Origin of the sequence: Ruegeria sp., assembly GCF_040830605.1 — a bacterium.
Taxonomy (GTDB): domain Bacteria; phylum Pseudomonadota; class Alphaproteobacteria; order Rhodobacterales; family Rhodobacteraceae; genus Ruegeria.
In genome coordinates this window covers 74,306-92,947 of record NZ_JBFOMD010000012.1, presented here as the reverse complement: position 1 = coordinate 92,947, position 18,642 = coordinate 74,306, and the positions used below count along the sequence as shown (strand labels likewise).

Sequence of the window (18,642 nt, the reverse complement as noted above, 5' to 3'; positions counted from 1 at the left end):
CCCGGGAAATGCTGCAAGGTCAAGGTGTAAGGTGCAGAGGATGTATCCGATACAGAAAAACCGGGCCGCGAGGACCCGGCTTCATCCCGCTTGGCGAATCAGGCGGACCCTACTCCCACTCAATGGTTCCCGGAGGTTTCGAGGTGATGTCATAGGTGCATCGGTTGATGCCCTTGACCTCATTGATGATCCGCGTGGCGGTCTCGCCAAGGAATTCGTGGGTGAACGGGTAATAATCGGCGGTCATGCCATCGACCGAGGTCACTGCCCGCATGGCGCAGGCATAGTCATAAGTCCGTCCGTCGCCCATTACGCCCACGGTGCGGACGGGCAGAATGGCAACAAAGGCCTGCCAGATTTCGTCGTACAGCCCGTGCTTGCGGATTTGGTCGATATAGATCGCATCGGCCTCGCGCAGGATGTCGAGCTTTTCGCGGGTAATCTCACCGGGGCAGCGGATCGCGAGGCCGGGGCCGGGGAAGGGGTGGCGGCCGATAAAGCTCTGTGGCAGGCCGAGTTCACGACCCAGCGCGCGGACCTCATCCTTGAACAGTTCGCGCAGCGGTTCGACAAGTTTCAGGCCCATCTTTTCGGGCAGGCCGCCCACATTGTGGTGCGATTTGATGGTGACCGAGGGGCCGCCCGAGAACGAGACCGATTCGATCACATCTGGATAGAGTGTGCCTTGGGCCAGAAACTCGGCCCCTTCGATGGTATCGGCGTGTTTCTGGAACACGTCGATGAACAGTTTGCCGATGATCTTGCGCTTGGTCTCGGGGTCGGACTGGCCGTCCAGTTCGCCCAGAAACAGCTCGCTTTCATCCGCGTGGATCAACTGAATATTGTAGTTGTCCCGGAACATCGCGACGACTTCCTGCGCCTCGTTCTTACGCAAGAGGCCATGATCGACAAAGACACAGGTCAACTGGTCGCCGATCGCCTCGTGGATCAGGATCGCGGCGACCGAGCTGTCGACGCCGCCCGACAGGCCGCAGATCACCTTCTTGTCGCCGACCTGTTCGCGGATCTTGCGGATCATCTCATCGCGATAGGCCCCCATGGTCCAGTCGCCGGTAAAGCCCGCCAGCCGCACGAAATTCTCGTAGAGCCTTGCGCCTTTGGGGGTGTGGTGCACCTCCGGGTGGAACTGCACTGCGTAGAAATGGCGGCTTGCATCTGCGGTGATCGCAAAGGGTGCGTTGGGCGACGTGCCGTAGACTTCGAAGCCGGGGGCGATCTTGCTCACGTGGTCACCGTGGCTCATCCAGACCTGTTCATCGCCGTCCGCGAACCAGCCCTCGAGGATATCGAGGTCGCTTTTGGGCGTCACGTAGGCCCGGCCAAACTCGGCGGTGCCATGGCCGCTTTCCACATGGCCCCCAAGCTGGTGCATCATCACCTGCTGGCCGTAGCAAATTCCGAGAATCGGCACGCCATAGTCGAAAATCTCCTGCGGGGCGCGGGGCGAGCCCTCACGCGTCACGCTGTCCGGACCGCCTGAGAAAATCACGGCTTTCGGCGCCATTTCCCGCACGAAGTTCATGGTGACGTTCTGGTAGGGGTGGATTTCGCAATAGACGTTCAGCTCACGCAGACGGCGGGCGATCAGTTGCGTCACCTGGCTGCCGAAGTCGATGATCAGAAGGCGGTCATGGGATGTCTGGCTCATGACTGGCTCTTAGGTCGCGCGGCTACTATGTGCAAGCGTTATGAGGCCGATTTCGGTTATGCTGCGGTCAGATATGGGGAGTTTGAAAAATCCATGGGTACCGTTCAATTCAGAGAGGCCGAGCAGGCAGATGCCGAGGCGATCACCACTTGCATCGCCGCGGCTTACGCCGAGGCGCGTGAAAGCATTCCCGATCTGCCGGATGTGACCGCCGGGATTGAGGAAGAGATTGAGGTGAGCCGTGTTGTTCTGGCCGAGGCCGATATCGGGCTGGCTGGGGTGATCGTGTTCATCAGGCGGGGGGATGCGATGAAGATCGTCAACCTCGCCGTATCGCCGGATGCTCAAGGGCAGGGGATCGCGGGCCGGTTGATGGCGCGGGCCGAGGAAGAAGCGCGGGCATCAGGCTGCACGCAGATGGAATTACGCACCCATCGGCTGATGGAGGGCACGCGGGCGATGTACACGCATCTGGGCTGGCGCGAGACCGAAACCTCGGGCAACACGGTGTCGATGATGAAGGCGCTATGACTGCGGCTCAGCCCATCGAGTGAGAGCTTTCAGTGCCGCGCTGCGCCGAGCGGCGCTGGTCGACGCGGTAGCTCCAGATCGCGATGGATGTCCACGAAACGACATAGACGATCCCGATGCCGATTATCACCTCTCCGGGTAGGGGGCCTACATCGGCGCGGTCGATGGCTTGTCCGAGGCTTTCGACCGCGGTGGGGTGAACCGCAAGTTTGCCCGCAAAGGCAAGCGACTGGATCAGCAATATCCACAAGTAGTTGCGGCGGATGCGACGGCCGATGGCGATCAGAAAACCCACGTGATAGCGCGGGCGCAGGTAATCCTTGGCCAGCACCTTCTGCCAGTTCTCCTCCATATGCAGATCGCCGTCATAGAGAAGCGGGGCGTAGAAATGCGTCTCGAGCCACCGGGCCCGGGCGCGCCAGACGTTGAAATAGCGATAGCGCCGCGCCTCAAGCATCAAGAACAGGATGATTAGTACGCCAACCAGCACCAACGGCAGGGGTGAGGCGTCGGGCGTGGCGAAGGAGATCGACAATGCCACGCCCAGGGTCGCAACGGCCCAGTTGGTGGTGGTGTCCAGCCGGGTGCGCCAGATGGTGCTGCGATAGACCTCGCCGCGATAAAGATGGGCCACTGCACCGATTTCGGCGGCGTTGAGCGTCTTGCGTTCGGTCTCGGACTGCGGGATTGTCTTGGTCTCCTTGTCGGTCCGCCCATCATGCCCGGGCGCCCAAGCGGGGTCAAAACATAAGCGATGCGTCACCCATGTCGCTTTTCCCCCTCAGGCGCCGTAATCCATGTTCGGCTGGCGGGCAGAGTCCTGTAACTAGATCGGCAAAGCAGAACCATCTTATCCAGGGGATCATCTCATGGCAGAGGCAACCACCCGGCGCAGAGGACGTGGAGGCGGCGGCGCCGCCCGGCGGGCCGAGCGCACCGCGGTCCGCATCGAGACCGCGAAATACATCGAACGCAACATCCCCAATTTCGAGATCCTGAACGACGAGGCGCTCGAAATCATTGAGGCCAATGCGGAAACCATACTGGAAGAGGTTGGCGTCAACTTCGTCGACAACCCGGCGGCCTTGGAGCGCTGGCGCGAGGCCGGGGCCGATATCGACGGCGAGCGTGTGCGCATCCCGCGCGGTCTGGCCCGCAAACTGTGTTCGACCGCGCCCAGTCAGTTCACCCAGCACGCCCGCAACCCCGAGAAATCGGTGGTGATCGGTGGGCGCAATCTGGTTCTGGCCCCGGTCTACGGCCCGCCCTTCGTGCGTGATGCGCAAGGTGGCCGCCGCTATGCGACCATGGACGATTTCAACAAATTCGTGAAACTCGCCTACATGTCCAAATGGCTGCACCATTCGGGCGGTACCGTGTGCGAGCCGACGGACGTGCCGGTGAACAAGCGTCACCTCGACATGTTGATGGCACATATGACTCTGTCGGACAAACCCTTCATGGGCTCGGTCACCGATCCATCCCGTGCGCAAGATTCGGTCGAGATGTGCGAGATCCTGTTCGGCAAGGAGTTCGTTCAGGAAAACACGGTGATGACCTCGCTCACCAACATCAACTCGCCGATGACTTTCGACGACGTGATGATGGGCGCACTGGAGGTCTATGCGAAGAACAACCAGGCCTGCATCGTATCGCCCTTCATCGTCGGCGGCGCGATGGCGCCGGTTTCGGTCGCGGGCACGCTGACGCAGGTTCTGGCCGAGGTTCTGGCCGGCATCGCCTACAGCCAGCTCGTCCGCCCCTGCGCGCCGGTGATCTTTGGTGCCTTCGTGACCTCGATCGACATGAACTCGGGCGCGCCGACCTTTGGCACACCCGAGGCCGCGCACATCACTTATGGCGCCGGTCAGCTGGCCCGCCGTCTGGGCGTGCCGTATCGTTCGGCGGGGTCGTTTTGCGGCTCGAAACTGCCCGATGCGCAGGCGGCGTATGAAACCGCGAACTCGCTGAACATGGGGCTGATGGCAGGCGTGAACTTCATGCTGCATTCCTGCGGCTGGCTCGAAGGCGGTTTGGTGGCGGATTTCGAGAAATTCGTCATGGACGCCGACCAGCTGGGCGTGCTGCACGGGCTGGCCCGGGGCGTGGCCTATGACGACAATGCGCAGGCGATGGATGCGATCCGCGAGGTTGGCCCCGGCGGCCACTATCTGGGCTGCGCGCACACCCAGGCCAATTTCAAGGATGCTTTCTGGAAGACCGAGCTGCTGGACTACAAGCCGTTCGAGACCTGGGAAGAGGAAGGCGCCCGCGATACGCGGACACTTGCCTCGGCGCGGGTTGAGACTCTGCTGGCCAACTATCAGCAACCCGGAATGGACCCGGATGTTGCGGCGGCGCTGGCGGCATATGTGGCCGAGAAAAAGGCATCGATGCCCGACGCGTTCATGTAAGGCGCTTTGCGGAAACAGTGATACCTCCAGCATCGCCTGACGCGTTGGAATCTTTGATTTCAGGCTGCGTCAGGCGATTCAGGTGTTTCGCGAATCCCTGCAATCACTGACCCTGTGGGGCGCGGCTGGACTGATACAATTGCGCCTCACCCACCATCGCGATCAGCAGATCTAGATGCAGGACCAGCGAATACCCGGCGTCGTCGTTGCGCCGCTGCTCATCCACGCCCCGCTCCATTTCCATCAGACGCATCAGCGCAGCCCCGGATCGCGGGAGCGAGCCGTATCCCAGCAGACGTTGCAAGTGTCTGTCGCGATTGTAATCCTGCGCGCCGAACCGGGCGGCCCGGATCAGCAGTCGCGGGCGGCGCAGGGTCGAAAGCATGGTCATCAGGTCTTGCATGGTGTGTCCTCATGGCGGGTTTTGCGTTGCCCTATTCATCCCACAACTTTTACGGGTGTTGCTTGCGATCAAATGCAACCGTGCGATGGTTTCACGACTGTTTATCTTTTTGAATCAATTCTGCTTCACGCCAGTGAGCTTTAACCAACAAGTAACACCATCAACTCTAGGTAGAGTTTGGTTAACGAAATATCCGCTGAGCAAATTAGGTAGTTTCATTGTCGATGAGGGCGTAAAACCATGGAAAACAGCATCGCTTACACCGTACCGGCATGGGTTCCCGAAGGCGCGCAGCGCTATCTGGCCCATACCGAGGCCGGACGGTCGATCCGGGATCTGGCACGGGGGGCGGGCTGTCACGCCTCCACCATCCTGCGCCAGATCCGGCGGATCGAGATGCGGCGCGACGATCCGCTGGTGGACGCGGCCCTGCAATCCCTGGCTGAGGCGCATTTTCCGCCGATCGAGGCCCAGCCCTCGACTTTGACCGAAGATGTGTCCGATGCCGATGGTTTCGATGGTGAGGCCTTGCGTGTGTTGCGGCGGCTTTGCGAAAGCGGTGCGGTGCTGGCGGTGGCCGAGGATATGGACAAGGCGGTGGTGGTACGCGACGGCGGCCCGGGCGGCAGCACCCGCACGGCGGTTGTGGACTGCGACATCGCACAGGCGCTGGCGCTAAAGGACTGGATTTCCTGTGACAAGCCGGGGCGGATCAGCCGCTATCACATCACTGCTGCCGGGCGCAGTGCCTTCAGCCGTCTGCTGGCCGAAGCCGAAAACCGGGCGCGTGCCGACAATGACCGGGGGTTTGCCGAGGCGCAGACTCCGTTTGCCGCCCAACATCGGGCGATGGCGGAGAAAACGGTCGAGGCTGGTCCGGGCGAGCGTCCGCGCCGGGTGCGCTACAACGCAGCGGAGAGCCCGCTGATCGCCTTGGCGCGGCGCCGGGACCGGGATGGCAAACCGTTTCTGGACGAGGCGCTGGTGCGCGCGGGCGAACGGCTGCGCGAGGATTTCGAACTGGCGCAGATGGGTCCGCATGTGACGCAGAACTGGGACCGGTTCCTGACCGGCGGCGGGCGCGGCGGTTTCGCTCCGGACGCGCGTGTGGGCGAGGGTCCATCGGATGCGCGCAATCGGGTGGCGGGGGCATTGGCCGATTTGGGGCCGGGGCTGAGCGACGTGGCCCTACGGTGCTGTTGCTACCTGGAGGGGTTGGAACTGGCGGAAAAGCGCATGGGATGGTCGGCGCGGTCGGGCAAGATTGTCTTGCGGATCGCCTTGCAGCGGCTCAAACGGCATTACGACGAGGCGGCGGATCGGGATCGAATGATCGGGTGATGGACGCCTGCCGCGTCTGCCTCTGGCGGGGATATTTGGAGCAAGCGGAAGCTGGGGAGATAAGGGTTGGTTGCGGTTTCTCCTGTCTTTGATAAGTAGGGGTTATGAATTTCACTCTCAGGCAACTTCACTACTTCAAGGCGCTGGCCGAGCAGCGGAATTTCGGGCGGGCCGCGCAGGTCTGTCATGTTTCGCAGCCGGCGCTGTCGGTGCAGATCCGCGCGCTGGAAGATCTGATGGGTGGGCCATTGGTCGAGCGGCAGGCGCGCGACGTGGTGCTGACGCCGTTGGGTCGTGACGTTCTCGCACTGGCGCATGACGTTCTGTCTGCGGCGGATCGGCTGGATCGGCTGGCGCGGGATCAGAGCCGTGGGTACCGCTCTTTGTCGCTGGGCCTGATCCCAACCATGGCGCCGTATCTACTGCCGGGAGTGCTGGCGGCGCTGCGCGCGCGCGATCTGTCGCTGCGTGTGCAGGTGCGCGAGGCGCGGACCGAACGGTTGCTGGCTTCGCTCCGGGCAGGGGAGATTGATGTCGCCGTGCTGGCATTGCCCAGCGGTGGCAGCGGCTTTGTCGAAGAGCCGCTGTTTCAGGACCGGTTCCTGCTGGCCGGATCGGAAACCCGGCTGGCGCGGCTGTCCTCGGGGCCGGATGTTCTAAGGCCCACCGATCTGGGTCGGGCGCATCTGATGCTGCTTGAGGATGGCCATTGCCTGACCGATCAGGCGCTTGAGGTCTGCGGGCAGGATCGGCACAGCAGCGGCATCAACATGGGGGCTTCGTCGCTGGGCACGTTGACGCGGTTGGTGGCCGAGGGCTTTGGCCTGACGCTGATGCCCGAACTGGCGCTGCGCTCGGAATGCACGATGATCCCCGACCTAAAGTTGCTGCGGTTTTCCGAGCCGGAACCGGCGCGTACCGTTGGCTTGATCCGGCGGGAGGCGACGCGGGACGAGGGTTGGTTCACCGATCTCGCGCAGGTGATCCGCGAAGTGGGTCAGGACATCGTTACCGCCACCCGTGCGGCGTGATTCTGCAGGCTCACCGAGAGCCCGCAGAACCCGGAGTGTCAGGCGGAGGTCAGGCCGGATTTGTGCAGCACTCCGGCCAATCCACCGCCGATCAGCGGCGCAATGATGTAGAGCCACAATTGTGAGGCCGCGCCTGCGTCAAAGATGTTGCTGGCGATGGCCCGGGCCGGGTTGACCGAAACGCCGGTCACCGTGATGCCCGCCAGATGGATCATCGTCAGGGTCAGCCCGATGGCAAGGCCCGCAACCGGGGTTGCGTGCCCTTCCTGTGTAGCGCCGAGGATCACGGTGACGAAGATGAAGGTCGCCACAACCTCAAAAATCAGCGCCGCCGTAACGCCCCAGGGGCCGACCGCTGTTGCCGCGCCGGCCGGGTCCGCCGTCATCGCAATCAAGACGAGCGAGGCGAGAACGCCGCCGATCACCTGACTGATCCAATAGCCAAGCATCTCACCCGCGCTCATGCGCCCCGCAAGGAAGACACCCAGACTGACCGCCGGGTTCAGGTGTGCGCCTGAAATGGGACCGACCCCATAGGCCATGGCCACCACGGCCAGACCGAAAGACAGGCTGATCCCAATCAACCCAACCTCGGGTTTCATGAACAGGATCGTCGAAAAGGCCATGAAGACCAGGGTGAATGTGCCGATGACCTCTGCGATATTCTTCTTCATGTCTGCTCCTTAAAGCTGCGTTTGTGCCGGAATTGCTGCGTTAGGAAGCGATAAAAAAACAGGGGAATGATGCGGAAGTGACGTCACGGGGCGTCAAAGTGCTTTGCCCGAGACACAAAAAAACCCGCGGAGACACCGCGGGTTTTCTGGATTGAATCGAAGCAGGATCAGGCCGCGACTTCTGCCTTTGCCTCGACCAGATACTTCAGCACGGTCTCGGGCGAGGAGACGCCATAGGGATCCTCGGGGTGGTTGTCGGCAAGACCCGGCTCTTCGAACCATGCCTCGACTACGCCATCATTGACGATGGCTGCGTAGCGCCACGAGCGCATGCCGAAACCCAGATTGTCCTTGTCGACCAGCATGCCCATCTTGCGGGTGAACTCGCCCGAGCCATCGGGGATGACCTTGACGTTTTCCAGCTGCTGCGCCTCGGCCCATTTGTTCATCACGAAGCTGTCGTTCACCGACAGGCAGTAGATCGCGTCGATGCCCTGCGCCTTGAAATCTTCGAAGCCTTTCTCGAAACCCGGCAACTGATAGGTCGAGCAGGTGGGGGTGAAGGCGCCGGGCAACGAGAACAGGACCACGCGCTTGCCGGCAAAGTAATCGGCGGTGGTCTTGTCTTCCCAACGGAAGGGGTTGGGGCCTTCGACCGCCTCGTCCCGCACCCGGGTGTGGAAGGTCACGTCGGGCAGTTTTGCGCCTGCTTTCATCTTAAAGCTCCTGTGAATCGGATGTTATTGCTGCGAGAGTTAAAACGATTCTAATCTCGCTTCAACGCCTGAAATTCTGCGCGCGCATGCAGGCGAATTACGGCTTCAAATCATATATATGACGTGCTTAAATGGCGGTATCCTGCCAGAAGTTTCTGCACCAGCACAACATCCGCGCATAGCGGCCATGCGTCGCTGGCGTTACTATTCGCCCCGCGTTATGTTATCGGGAACCAATGCTGACCCAAATCAAGGGAAATAGCCCCCGTGCGTGACCTGAAAATCCCCGAGCAACGACATCCGGAAAAGGCGCATCGCCCCGACAATGCGCAGCCGAAAAAGCCAAGCTGGATCCGTGTCAAGGCGCCCGGCGGCAAGGGCTATGCCGAAACTCATAAGATCATGCGTGACAACAATCTGGTCACTGTCTGTGAAGAGGCCGGATGCCCAAATGTGGGCGAGTGCTGGAGCCAGGGTCACGCCACGATGATGATCATGGGCGAGATCTGTACCCGAGGCTGCACCTTTTGCAACATCGCCACCGGCAAACCTGACACGCTGGACGCGTTCGAGCCGGGCCGAGTTGCTCACGCGGTGGAGAAACTGGGGTTGAACCATGTGGTGATCACATCGGTTGACCGCGACGATCTGGCCGATGGCGGGGCCGAGCATTTCGCTCAGACCATCCGCGCCGTCCGCCACCGCTCACCCAAGACCACGATCGAGATCCTGACGCCGGATTTTCTGAAATGCGACGCGGACGTGCTGGAAGTGGTGGTTCAGGCCAAGCCGGACGTGTTCAACCACAATCTGGAAACCGTACCGGGGCTCTACCCCGAGGTGCGGCCCGGTGCGCGCTATTTCCACTCGCTGCGCTTGCTGCAGCGGGTGAAGGAGATGGACCCGACTATTTTCACCAAATCCGGCATCATGGTTGGCTTGGGCGAAGAGGAACAGCAGGTCCGGCAGGTGATGGATGACATGCGCGCGGCGGATGTGGATTTCCTGACCATCGGCCAGTATCTGCAACCGACGCCAAAGCATCACCGGGTGGACCGGTTCGTGACGCCAGAGGAGTTCGCGTCTTACGAAAAGGCGGCCTATGGCAAGGGTTTCCTGATGGTTTCAGCGACGCCGCTGACGCGGTCGTCCTACCATGCGGGTGATGATTTCGCCCGGCTGCGCGCGGCACGGCAGAAGAAACTCGGGCTGGCATGACGCCTGAAACCCTGGCGCGGCTGACCGCGCTGCGGCATGAGCTTCACCAGCATCCCGAGATATCCGGGGAAGAGGTACAGACGGCGGCGCGTGTCGCGGGTTTGTTGCAAGACTATCAGGCGGATGAGGTTCTGACCGGCATCGGCGGTCACGGGGTGGCCGCGATTTATGACAGCGGCGTCGAAGGGCCGACCGTTGGTATTCGCTGCGAGCTGGATGCGCTGCCCATCGAGGAACTGACGGGTGCGGCTTATGCCTCGCAAGTTCTTGGTAAGGGGCATCTCTGTGGCCATGACGGTCACATGACCATGGTTCTGGGTGTGGCCGAGGCGCTGGCAGCAGAGCGCCCGAAGCGGGGCCGGGTGGTGCTGATCTTTCAACCGGCCGAGGAAACCGGCAAGGGCGGGCCCGCCTATCGCGCCGACCCGGCATTTGCGCGGATCGCACCGGATTATGTCTTTTCTCTGCACAACCTGCCGGGGCTGGCGCGTGGCGCGGTCGAGCTGTGCAATGGCCCTGCCAATTGCGCCTCGCGCGGGATGCGGGTGCGGTTGGCAGGCAAGACCTCGCACGCCGCGGCCCCACAGGACGGGCTGTCCCCGGCGGCGGCCATGGCCCGGCTGATGCCAGCTCTGACCGGGCTGGGGCAGGGCCGGGCATTGGACGCCGACTATGCTTTGACCACGCTGACCCATGCCGAGCTGGGTGAGGCCACGTTTGGCATTGCCCCCGGTCGCGGGGAGTTGTGGGTAACCCTGCGCACCGTGTCGGATGCCCGCATGGCGCAGCTTGTGAACGATGCCGAGGCGCTGGTGCGTGAGGTGGCCGAGGACGAAAGGCTGGAGGTCGAGATCACCTATGACGATGTGTTCGAGGCCTGCACCAACCATGAGGACGCCGTCAACATCCTGGCTCACGCTGCCACCGAGGCAGCCGCACCGTTGCACCGCACCGATCTGCCCCAACGCTTTTCCGAGGATTTCGGCCAGTTTGGCAAGGGCGCGAAAGCGGCGATGTTCTGGCTGGGCGCCGGAGAGGACCACCCACAACTGCACAACCCGGACTACGATTTTCCCGACGACGTGATCCCCGTGGGAACCGGGATCTTCCTGTCCGCCGTGCGGTCACTCGTTGGCTGACCCGTCCGGCAGAGCCTTGAGATAAGCGGCGATAGCGGCCCGATCCTCGGGTGGCAGGCGCGAAGTGTTCTGGATGACCTCGACCATGGCACCTCCGGCACTGTCGAAATCAGGCGTGAAGCCGGTTTCGAGGTAGTAAGCGATATCTTCGGCACTCCACTTTAGTTGCGACGGAACCAAGGGCGGAAAACTCCCTTTGCCGACGGGCACAGGACCGCCCTGCATCCAGCGATTCCGATCCAGCCCGCCCAGAGCATCGCGCGGCGTGTGGCATTCGGCGCAATGCCCCAGCGCCTCGACCAGATACCGTCCCCGCTCGATCTGATCGTCTTCGGGTTGTTCGATCACCCATCTCTTTCCGGCATTCAATACCTTCCACAGCCCGAGGCCGCGGCGGATCGAAAACGGAAACCCGACATCGTGGCTCCGGTTCGGTTGTTCCGATACCGGCAGCGTCATCATGAAAGCGTGCAGGTCAGCAATGTCCTGCAATCTGGCATTTGAGTACGAGATATAGGGGAAGGCCGGGTAATAGTGTGCACCGTCGGGAGAAATCCCGGCCAGCATGGCGTTGGCCAGATCTGCAACGGTCCAGCCTCCGATGCCATGATCGGGTGAAGGCGAGATATTGGGGGCGTAGAACGTGCCGAACGGGCTTGGAAAGCCACGCCCCCCAGACAGAACGCGCAGCGCATCGCCTTGCGCTTCGGGGGCGGAATGGCATGACGCGCAACCTGCCGCGTCAAACACCCACGCCCCTTGATCGGCATCGCCGCTCAATGCGTCGAGGCCGGTCAGGTCAGCGGCCTGGGGGCGGGTTAAAAACCAGCCCGCCAACAATGCGATCAGCGCCACAGCCACTGCAACCTGTGCAAGACGCCGCATTCAACTCACTCCGCTTGCCGCAACCCGGTAGCGGGATCCCGATCGCTGATAGCTCGGTTTGGCGCGGCGCTCACTTCTCGGCGCGGTACGGTTTGTGACAGGCTCCGCAAGCCTCGCCAACCGGGCCAATGGCGGCTTTGAGTGAATCCAGATCGGTCCCAGCTGACTCTTGCAGCTTTGCCACCGCAGTGGCTAAATTCTGAGACTTGGCGCCCACGTCTTCAAACTTCTCCCAGATCGCTGGCAAGGCGCGTGTCCCTTTCGTGGCCGCATTGTCCGACCCTTGTGGCCAGGTGGACGGCATCCAGATCGTCGTGGCTACCGCAAGGTTGTTTGCCGCCAGGGCAGCCGCTTCGCTGTCATACTCGGCCTCTCCTTTGGCCATGCCGCCCAGAATGCCGAGGTTGTAGGAATAGATCGTCATCTGTGCCTGACGCGCCTTGATTTGTTTGGCAAATTCGCCCTCGGAATGGCTATCCGCCAAAGCCAACCCGCCTATCGCACAGATTACGGCGGCTGAAAGAAGTGTTTTGTGTTTCATCACATCGACCTTTCCATTGTCTGAACATCACCCGGCAAAATCAGTGTAGCTGTGATAATATGCGGGAACAGTCTGCATCTTTGCGATAGGGGTCTTAGAATTTGCACAGGTCGAACTGGGATGATTTGCAATTCGTGCTTGCCGTGGTCGATGCGCAAAGCGTGGCGGGGGCCGCCCGGAGATTGGGTGTCAATCACGCTACGGTTCTGCGCCGCATCGCCGCGTTCGAAAAGCGTGTGGGTACGCAGGTTTTTCAACGCTCACCGCAAGGATATGCGGTGCGGCCCGACCGGCTCCGCCTGATTGCGGCGATGCATGAGGTGGGGCATGCGATGGCCTCGGTCGAGCAACTGGCGCGCGGGCTTGAGGCGCCGTTGTCCGGGCGGGTCCGGATCACGTCGACCGACACCCTGTGTCAGTGTCTGCTGCCGGACATTCTGCTTGATCTAAGGCATCAGGCGCCCGATCTCAAACTGTCGCTGATCGCCTCGAACGCGCATCTCGACCTCGCCCGGCTCGAGGCCGAAATTACCCTGCGTCCGGCGCTGGAACTCCCGGAAGCGCTGACCGGGGAAACCCCGGTCAACATGCGTTTTGCAACCTATTGCGCTATCGGTTCCGAGCCGGCGGGCTGGCTGGGTCTGGACGGGACGCTGCGCCGGTCGCGCCCGAATTTCTGGCTGGAGCGGAATGTGGGCAAACAGGGGATGACGGTCTCGGCCGACAGCTTTCTGGTGCATCGCGAACTGGCGGCCAAGGGGATCGGAAAGGCGGTACTGCCCTGTTTCATCGCGCAGAGCGACCCGCGCCTGCGTCTGGTCCAGAGCGATCAGCCGGATGATCTGATGGTCCCACTCTGGGTGGCCTGTCATGAGGAATTGGCAACCGTACCGCGGCTTCACCGAGTGCGGCGCTTGCTGTACGATGCACTTTCGCGATCCGAGGACCTGTTGGCCGGCCAGATCTAGCTGCCGCTCACTCGCCGTCCACGAACCGGACCTTGCCGATATAGGGCAGGTTGCGGTTGCGTTGCGCGTAATCGATGCCATAGCCCACGACGAACTCGTCCGGGATCTCAAACCCGATCCAGTCGGACCGGAAATCCACCTCGCGGCGGCTGGGTTTATCCAAAAGCGCGATGGATTTCAGCCGCTTGGGTTTGCGGCTCTGCAGCAGCTTGGTGACATGGTTCAGGGTATGGCCGGTGTCCACGATATCTTCGACCACCAGCACGTCGCGACCTTCAATTGCGCCGCGCAAGTCCTTGAGAATGCGGACTTCCCGGCTGCTTTCCATCGAGTCACCGTAAGAAGAGGCCTCGAGGAAATCCACTTCGATGGGCAGATCCAACTCGCGCACCAGATCGGCGATAAAGACGAAACTACCGCGCAAGAGCCCCACCACGACCAGCTTATCGGTGCCTTCAAATTCGCCTGTGATTTCGCGACACAACTCCTCGATCCGGGCCGCGATGGCCTTGGCCGAGATCATCGTATCTATCACATATGCGCGGTCGCTCATCGCTGCCCCCTTGATCTTTCGCGCGCAACATACGACATGACGCGCCATTGTCACCCGGTAATACAGGCCGCCATGCCCATCCATTCGGAAACCCGTCACCTCCCTTACACCGCGCAGCAGATGTACGATCTGGTCGCGGATGTGGCGCAGTATCCGAAATTCCTGCCGTGGTGCGCCGCGGCGCGGCTGCGGCAGAGCTATGCGGTGGGCGAGGCGCAGGTGCTCGAGGCCGATCTGGTGATCTCGTTCAAGGTTTTCCGCGAGCGCTTCGGCAGCCGGGTGACGCTGTTTCCTGCCGACAAGAAGATCGACACCGAATATCTCGATGGTCCGTTCAAATACATGAAGTCTGACTGGCTATTCGAAGAGGCGCCGGATGGCGGCTGCAACGTGTCCTTCCATGTGGACTTCGAGTTCAAGAACGCGGTCCTGCAAGGCATCATCGGGGTCGTGTTCAACGATGCCATGCACCGCATCGTGCGCGCCTTCGAGGCGCGCGCCGCCGAGCTCTACGGCTGAGGCTTTACCCGCTCCGATCCGGCGCTAGACTGCGCCCATGACCGATCTGACATCCGTATTGGCGGCCTTCGCCACCGGCCCGCTATCCACCACCGAACAGGTGCGTATCGTCGCCTCTCTCTCGGCGCTCGACTGGCTCGCCGTCGGTCGCGCGGGCGCGCAGGAACCGGTGGCGCGCATCCTGCGGGACATGGTGCTGGAGGAGGGTGGCCAAGGCCAGGCGCACCTCTTTGGCCATGGTGCGGGGCCCTTGCGGGCGGCGGCGTTGGTCAACGGCACGGTGTCGCACGCGCTTGACTATGATGACACCCATTTCGCCCATATCGGTCATCCTTCGGTGGCGGTGTTACCGTCGGCTTTGGCGATGGCCGAGTGGCATCAACACCCTTTGGTTGATCTGCTCGAGGCCGCGCTGGCGGGGATGGAGCTGTCGATCCGTGTCGGCCTCTGGCTTGGGCGGGGACACTATCAGACGGGGTTTCATCAGACCGCCACCGCAGGTGCTTTTGGCGCGGCGGCGGCAGCGGGGCGGCTGGCGGGTTTGAGCACGGATCAGATGCGCATGGCATTGGGACTGACCGCGACCCGCGCGGCAGGGCTCAAGGCGCAGTTCGGCACCATGGGCAAGCCCTACAACGCCGGCATCGCCGCCGCTGCCGGGGTCGAGGCAGTGCAACTGGTCCAGCGCGGCTTCGTGGCCAATCCGGACGCGCTGGAGGGGCCGTTCGGCTTTGGCGCGACGCATCACGGCGCGCAGGATGCGGCTGCGGCCCTGGACGGGCTGGGTGAGGAGTGGCTGTTGGAAAGAGTCAGTCACAAGTTCCACGCCTGCTGCCATGGCCTACATGCGGCGCTTGAAGCCGCGCGGTCGCTGGACATTGCCGAACCTGAGGTGGCCGAACTCAAGGTCAGAACCCACCCGCGTTGGATGAGCGTGTGCAATCAATTGGCACCCGAGACCGGCTTGGGCGCCAAATTCTCCTATCGCACTGTGTTGGCAATGCAGGCGCTGGGGCACGATACCGCGCGGCTCGACAGCTATACGGGCGCGATCTGCGCCGATCCGCGCCTGAAATCCCTGCGAAACCGGATCTCGGTCGAGGCGGATGACAGCCTGTCGGAAACGCAGGCTCATTTGTCGTTGCTCAGGCGCGACGGGGCCCGCCGCGAGGCCGATCATGACCTGCAGGCGCCCATGTCGCTCAGCACGCGTGAGGAACGGGTCCGGGCCAAGGCCGCCAAGCTGATCGGGCATCAGTTGGCGGAAGAGGTCTGGTCCATGCTCCGCACCGGCGGGCAGGCGGCGGATTTTGCGGCGCGGTTGCACACCGGGGAAGAGTGAGGGCGCAGGTGACAGTTCCATTCGACAAGTTCGCGGCAGAGCTTCGGTACGAGGATCTGCCAGAGGCGGTGCTTTGGACCCTGCGACGCAGCTTCACCGACACGATGGGCGTGGCGGCGGTGGGCTCGACCACGCCTTTGTCGGCCATCGTGCGCCGCACCGCGCCGATGATTTTCGGCGCCGGAGGGGCGGGCACAGCGCGCATTCTGATGGACGGGCGCCCGGTCAGCCCGGTGGGCGCGGCGATGGCCGGGGCCTTCACGGTGGACAGCATCGACGCCCATGACGGCACTACGCCCTGCAAGGGGCACGGCGGCTCGGCGCTGTTTCCGGCCCTGATCTCGATGGCGCAAGCCTCCGAGCAACCTCTGGACGGCGAGCGTTTTGCCGAGGTTCTGGCTACGGGCTACGAGGTCGCGTATCGCGCCGGGCTAGCCCAGCACGCCACCTGTGCCGACTATCACACCTCAGGTGCGTGGACCGCAATTGGCGTCGCCGCTGCCGGAGCCAAGCTGCTGGGCGGCGATGCGGAGCTGATCCGGCAGGCGGCGGGCATCGGCGAGTATCACGGCCCCCGCAGCCAGATGATGCGCTGCATCGACCACCCGTCGATGGTACGCGACGGTGTGGGCTGGGGCGCGCCGTCGGGCGTGACCGCGGCTTATCTGTCGATGGAGGGGTTCACCGGCGCCCCGGCGCTGACCTGCGAGGGGGAAGAGAGCGCCGAATTCTGGGCCGATCTGGGCGGGGGCTGGCGGCTTGTCGATCACACACATTACAAGGCCTATCCCTGCTGCCGCTGGGCACATCCGTCGCTGGATGCCGTCCACGACATGATGCGCGATAACGGGCTGCATTACGAACAGGTCGCAAGCGTCGAGATCCGCACCTTTCACTACGCCACCCGGCTGGCTGGGCAAGAGCCGCAGACGCAGGACGAGTTCGCATATGCCATCGCCTTCCCGGTGGCGGCGATGATCGTGCGGGGGCAGGTGGGCGTTGAGGAACTGACCGACGCGGCGCTGCGCGATCCGGACATCCTGCGTCTCAGTCGCGCAACGACACTGATTGACGATGCCGAGATGACCCGTATCAGCACCGACAAACGCTGGGCGCAGGTGACGCTGGTTCTGAAAGATGGTCGCCGGATCGAGGATGCGCCCCGCACCCCGCGCGGCGATGCCGACATGCCGCTGAGCGATGCGCAGATCTCAGACAAGTTCCACATGCTGGCCGACCCGGTGATCGGGCAGACGCGCGCGGATGAAATTGAGGCGCTGTCCGCCAGTTTCGACAGCCTGTCCGCCCCGGACCTGTCCCGCCTGCTGACATTGTGCACCGATCCGGCAAATCGGACCGCCTGAAAAAGATGAAAGCGGACCTCCCAAGAGGTCCGCTTTCGGGTTGCCCTTGCGGGCGGCAGAGCAGGCCAAGGTGGGCTCAGCTGCTCATGTCATAGGCCCGCTCGCCATGGGTGGAGAGGTCGAGCCCGTTTGTCTCGGTCTCGGCATCTACCCGCAGCGGCGTGACAAGCGCAACCACCTTGACCAACACAATCGTGACAACTGCCGTAAAGACACCCACGATGATCAGTCCGCCTGCCTGCGCGGCCCAGCTGCCCAGGCCGAAGAGGGCGATCATAAGCGTGCCGAAGACACCGCCAACACCATGCACGGCGAAGACGTCCAGCGTGTCGTCGATCTTGGCGACGTTGCGCACCACATTCACCGCCTCCTGACACAGGATGCCCGCCACTCCGCCGATGATCAGAGCCTGCACCGGACCGACAAAACCGCTCGCCGGAGTGATCGAGGCCAGACCCGCAATCGTGCCGGTTACCAGACCCACCAGTGAGGCCTTGCCATATTTGACCTTCTCCCACAGCGCCCAGCTGAGCGAAGCGGTGGCGGCCGAGATATGAGTCACCGTCAGCGCCATCGCGGCACCGCCATCGGCCGCCAGCTGCGAGCCGCCGTTGAAGCCGAACCAACCGACCCACAGCATCGCCGCACCGATCATCACGAAGCCGGGGTTATGCGGCGGGGTGGTGCGGTTGCGGCGGGGACCAAGGAAGATCGCGACGATCAGGGCCGCCAGACCTGCGGTCTCATGCACCACGATGCCGCCGGCGAAGTCCTTCACTCCGGTCTCGCCAAAGATGCCGCCATCGGCCAGAAAGCCGCCGCCCCAGATCCAGTGCACTACCGGTGCATAGCAGATCAGCATCCAGAGGCCTGAGAAGGTCAGGACAAAGCCGAAGCCCACGCGTTCCACGTATGCGCCGACGATCAGGGCAGGGGTGATGATGGCGAATGTCATCTGGAAGGCAAAGAACAGGATCTCGGGCAGGGTGCCCGACAGGCTGTCTGCTGTGACCCCGTTCAGGAACAGCTTGTCGAGCCCGCCCCAGACGCCCGAGCCGCCGCTGCCGAAGGCAATCGAATACCCTGCGACCAGCCACAGGATGCTCATCAGACAGGCGATCGCAAAGCAATGCATGAACACGCTGAGTACATTTCGGGCGCGCACGAGCCCGCCATAGAACAGGGCAAGACCCGGAAGGGTCATGAATAGGACCAGGGCTGTGGCCACGATGATCCAGGCTGTATCGGCTCCGTTCATGGGCCGCTCTCCTTTCGGTTTTCTGATGCAATCCCCTTGTGTGAGAGCGGTTGAACCGATGTGGCATGAGGAAAAA

General features: G+C 62.6%; 19 protein-coding genes. 10 read left to right on the top strand and 9 right to left on the bottom strand.

Annotated elements, in window-relative coordinates:
• Nucleotides 1-109: 109 nt before the first annotated feature.
• The gene (guaA, locus tag AB3N21_RS17150) at nt 110-1,669 is read right to left on the bottom strand and encodes a glutamine-hydrolyzing GMP synthase (RefSeq protein WP_367936366.1); all 1,560 of its coding nucleotides are present in this window, start codon (nt 1,667-1,669) and stop codon (nt 110-112) included.
• Between the two features lie 93 nt (nt 1,670-1,762).
• Between guaA and AB3N21_RS17145 the strand changes: the two genes are divergently transcribed.
• Nucleotides 1,763-2,200 carry a GNAT family N-acetyltransferase gene (locus AB3N21_RS17145; RefSeq protein WP_367936365.1) on the top strand — a complete coding sequence of 146 codons (438 nt, stop codon included), beginning with the start codon at nt 1,763-1,765 and terminating at the stop codon, nt 2,198-2,200.
• 7 nt (nt 2,201-2,207) lie between these two features.
• Here the strand turns inward: AB3N21_RS17145 and AB3N21_RS17140 are convergent, their stop codons facing one another.
• The gene (locus AB3N21_RS17140) at nt 2,208-2,888 is read right to left on the bottom strand and encodes a DUF2270 domain-containing protein (RefSeq protein ID WP_367936460.1); all 681 of its coding nucleotides are present in this window, start codon (nt 2,886-2,888) and stop codon (nt 2,208-2,210) included.
• Between the two features lie 181 nt (nt 2,889-3,069).
• Here AB3N21_RS17140 and AB3N21_RS17135 point away from each other — a divergent pair, with 181 nt between their 5' ends.
• Nucleotides 3,070-4,614, top strand: a complete 1,545-nt coding sequence (locus AB3N21_RS17135) for a trimethylamine methyltransferase family protein (protein WP_367936364.1) — start codon at nt 3,070-3,072, stop codon at nt 4,612-4,614.
• 103 nt (nt 4,615-4,717) lie between these two features.
• Here AB3N21_RS17135 and AB3N21_RS17130 read toward each other — a convergent pair whose 3' ends face one another.
• The gene (locus tag AB3N21_RS17130) at nt 4,718-5,017 is read right to left on the bottom strand and encodes a DUF6477 family protein (RefSeq protein WP_367936363.1); all 300 of its coding nucleotides are present in this window, start codon (nt 5,015-5,017) and stop codon (nt 4,718-4,720) included.
• A 240-nt stretch (nt 5,018-5,257) separates the two neighbouring features.
• Between AB3N21_RS17130 and AB3N21_RS17125 the strand changes: the two genes are divergently transcribed.
• Together AB3N21_RS17125 and AB3N21_RS17120 are read left to right on the top strand one after the other, a co-directional pair.
• Nucleotides 5,258-6,358 (top strand): DUF6456 domain-containing protein, encoded by a 1,101-nt coding sequence (locus AB3N21_RS17125; protein ID WP_367936362.1) that lies wholly within the window; start codon nt 5,258-5,260, stop codon nt 6,356-6,358.
• Nucleotides 6,359-6,462: 104 nt separating this feature from the next.
• Complete coding sequence (locus AB3N21_RS17120) at nt 6,463-7,389, top strand: LysR substrate-binding domain-containing protein (protein WP_367936361.1); 927 nt, start codon at nt 6,463-6,465, stop codon at nt 7,387-7,389.
• A 38-nt stretch (nt 7,390-7,427) separates the two neighbouring features.
• On the opposite strand, the gene AB3N21_RS17115 is transcribed toward AB3N21_RS17120, so the two are convergent.
• Nucleotides 7,428-8,063, bottom strand: a complete 636-nt coding sequence (locus AB3N21_RS17115; RefSeq protein WP_367936360.1) for an aquaporin — start codon at nt 8,061-8,063, stop codon at nt 7,428-7,430.
• Nucleotides 8,064-8,230: 167 nt separating this feature from the next.
• Nucleotides 8,231-8,779 (bottom strand): peroxiredoxin, encoded by a 549-nt coding sequence (locus AB3N21_RS17110; protein WP_367936359.1) that lies wholly within the window; start codon nt 8,777-8,779, stop codon nt 8,231-8,233.
• 267 nt (nt 8,780-9,046) lie between these two features.
• Here AB3N21_RS17110 and lipA point away from each other — a divergent pair, with 267 nt between their 5' ends.
• Both lipA and AB3N21_RS17100 read left to right on the top strand, forming a co-directional pair.
• Nucleotides 9,047-9,997 (top strand): lipoyl synthase, encoded by a 951-nt coding sequence (gene lipA / locus AB3N21_RS17105; protein WP_367936358.1) that lies wholly within the window; start codon nt 9,047-9,049, stop codon nt 9,995-9,997.
• Entirely contained in the window at nt 9,994-11,136 is a 1,143-nt protein-coding gene (locus AB3N21_RS17100; RefSeq protein ID WP_367936357.1) for an amidohydrolase, read from the top strand. The genes lipA and AB3N21_RS17100 overlap by 4 nt, the downstream gene beginning before the upstream one ends.
• Here the strand turns inward: AB3N21_RS17100 and AB3N21_RS17095 are convergent.
• On the bottom strand, nt 11,122-12,021 hold the full coding sequence (locus AB3N21_RS17095) for a c-type cytochrome (RefSeq protein ID WP_367936356.1): 900 nt from the start codon (nt 12,019-12,021) through the stop codon (nt 11,122-11,124). The two genes, AB3N21_RS17100 and AB3N21_RS17095, sit on opposite strands and share 15 nt — an antisense overlap.
• 70 nt (nt 12,022-12,091) lie before the next feature.
• Nucleotides 12,092-12,562 carry a cytochrome c gene (locus AB3N21_RS17090; protein ID WP_367936355.1) on the bottom strand — a complete coding sequence of 157 codons (471 nt, stop codon included), beginning with the start codon at nt 12,560-12,562 and terminating at the stop codon, nt 12,092-12,094.
• Nucleotides 12,563-12,687: 125 nt separating this feature from the next.
• Here AB3N21_RS17090 and AB3N21_RS17085 point away from each other — a divergent pair, with 125 nt between their 5' ends.
• Nucleotides 12,688-13,530: a LysR family transcriptional regulator gene (locus AB3N21_RS17085; protein ID WP_367936354.1), complete on the top strand. Its 843-nt coding sequence runs from the start codon at nt 12,688-12,690 to the stop codon at nt 13,528-13,530.
• Nucleotides 13,531-13,537: 7 nt separating this feature from the next.
• On the opposite strand, the gene hpt is transcribed toward AB3N21_RS17085, so the two are convergent.
• A complete protein-coding gene (gene hpt, locus AB3N21_RS17080) occupies nt 13,538-14,083 on the bottom strand; it encodes a hypoxanthine phosphoribosyltransferase (RefSeq protein ID WP_367936353.1) in 546 nt (181 codons plus the stop codon).
• Between the two features lie 72 nt (nt 14,084-14,155).
• On the opposite strand from hpt, the gene AB3N21_RS17075 reads away from it, so the two are divergent.
• The 3 genes from AB3N21_RS17075 to AB3N21_RS17065 are packed head-to-tail and all read left to right on the top strand — an operon-like array spanning nt 14,156 to nt 17,308.
• Nucleotides 14,156-14,602 carry a type II toxin-antitoxin system RatA family toxin gene (locus AB3N21_RS17075; RefSeq protein WP_367936352.1) on the top strand — a complete coding sequence of 149 codons (447 nt, stop codon included), beginning with the start codon at nt 14,156-14,158 and terminating at the stop codon, nt 14,600-14,602.
• 37 nt (nt 14,603-14,639) lie between these two features.
• A complete protein-coding gene (locus tag AB3N21_RS17070; RefSeq protein ID WP_367936351.1) occupies nt 14,640-15,944 on the top strand; it encodes an MmgE/PrpD family protein in 1,305 nt (434 codons plus the stop codon).
• 8 nt (nt 15,945-15,952) lie between these two features.
• On the top strand, nt 15,953-17,308 hold the full coding sequence (locus AB3N21_RS17065) for an MmgE/PrpD family protein (protein WP_367936350.1): 1,356 nt from the start codon (nt 15,953-15,955) through the stop codon (nt 17,306-17,308).
• A 76-nt stretch (nt 17,309-17,384) separates the two neighbouring features.
• On the opposite strand, the gene AB3N21_RS17060 is transcribed toward AB3N21_RS17065, so the two are convergent.
• On the bottom strand, nt 17,385-18,566 hold the full coding sequence (locus AB3N21_RS17060; protein ID WP_367936349.1) for an ammonium transporter: 1,182 nt from the start codon (nt 18,564-18,566) through the stop codon (nt 17,385-17,387).
• Between the last annotated feature and the right edge of the window lie 76 nt (nt 18,567-18,642).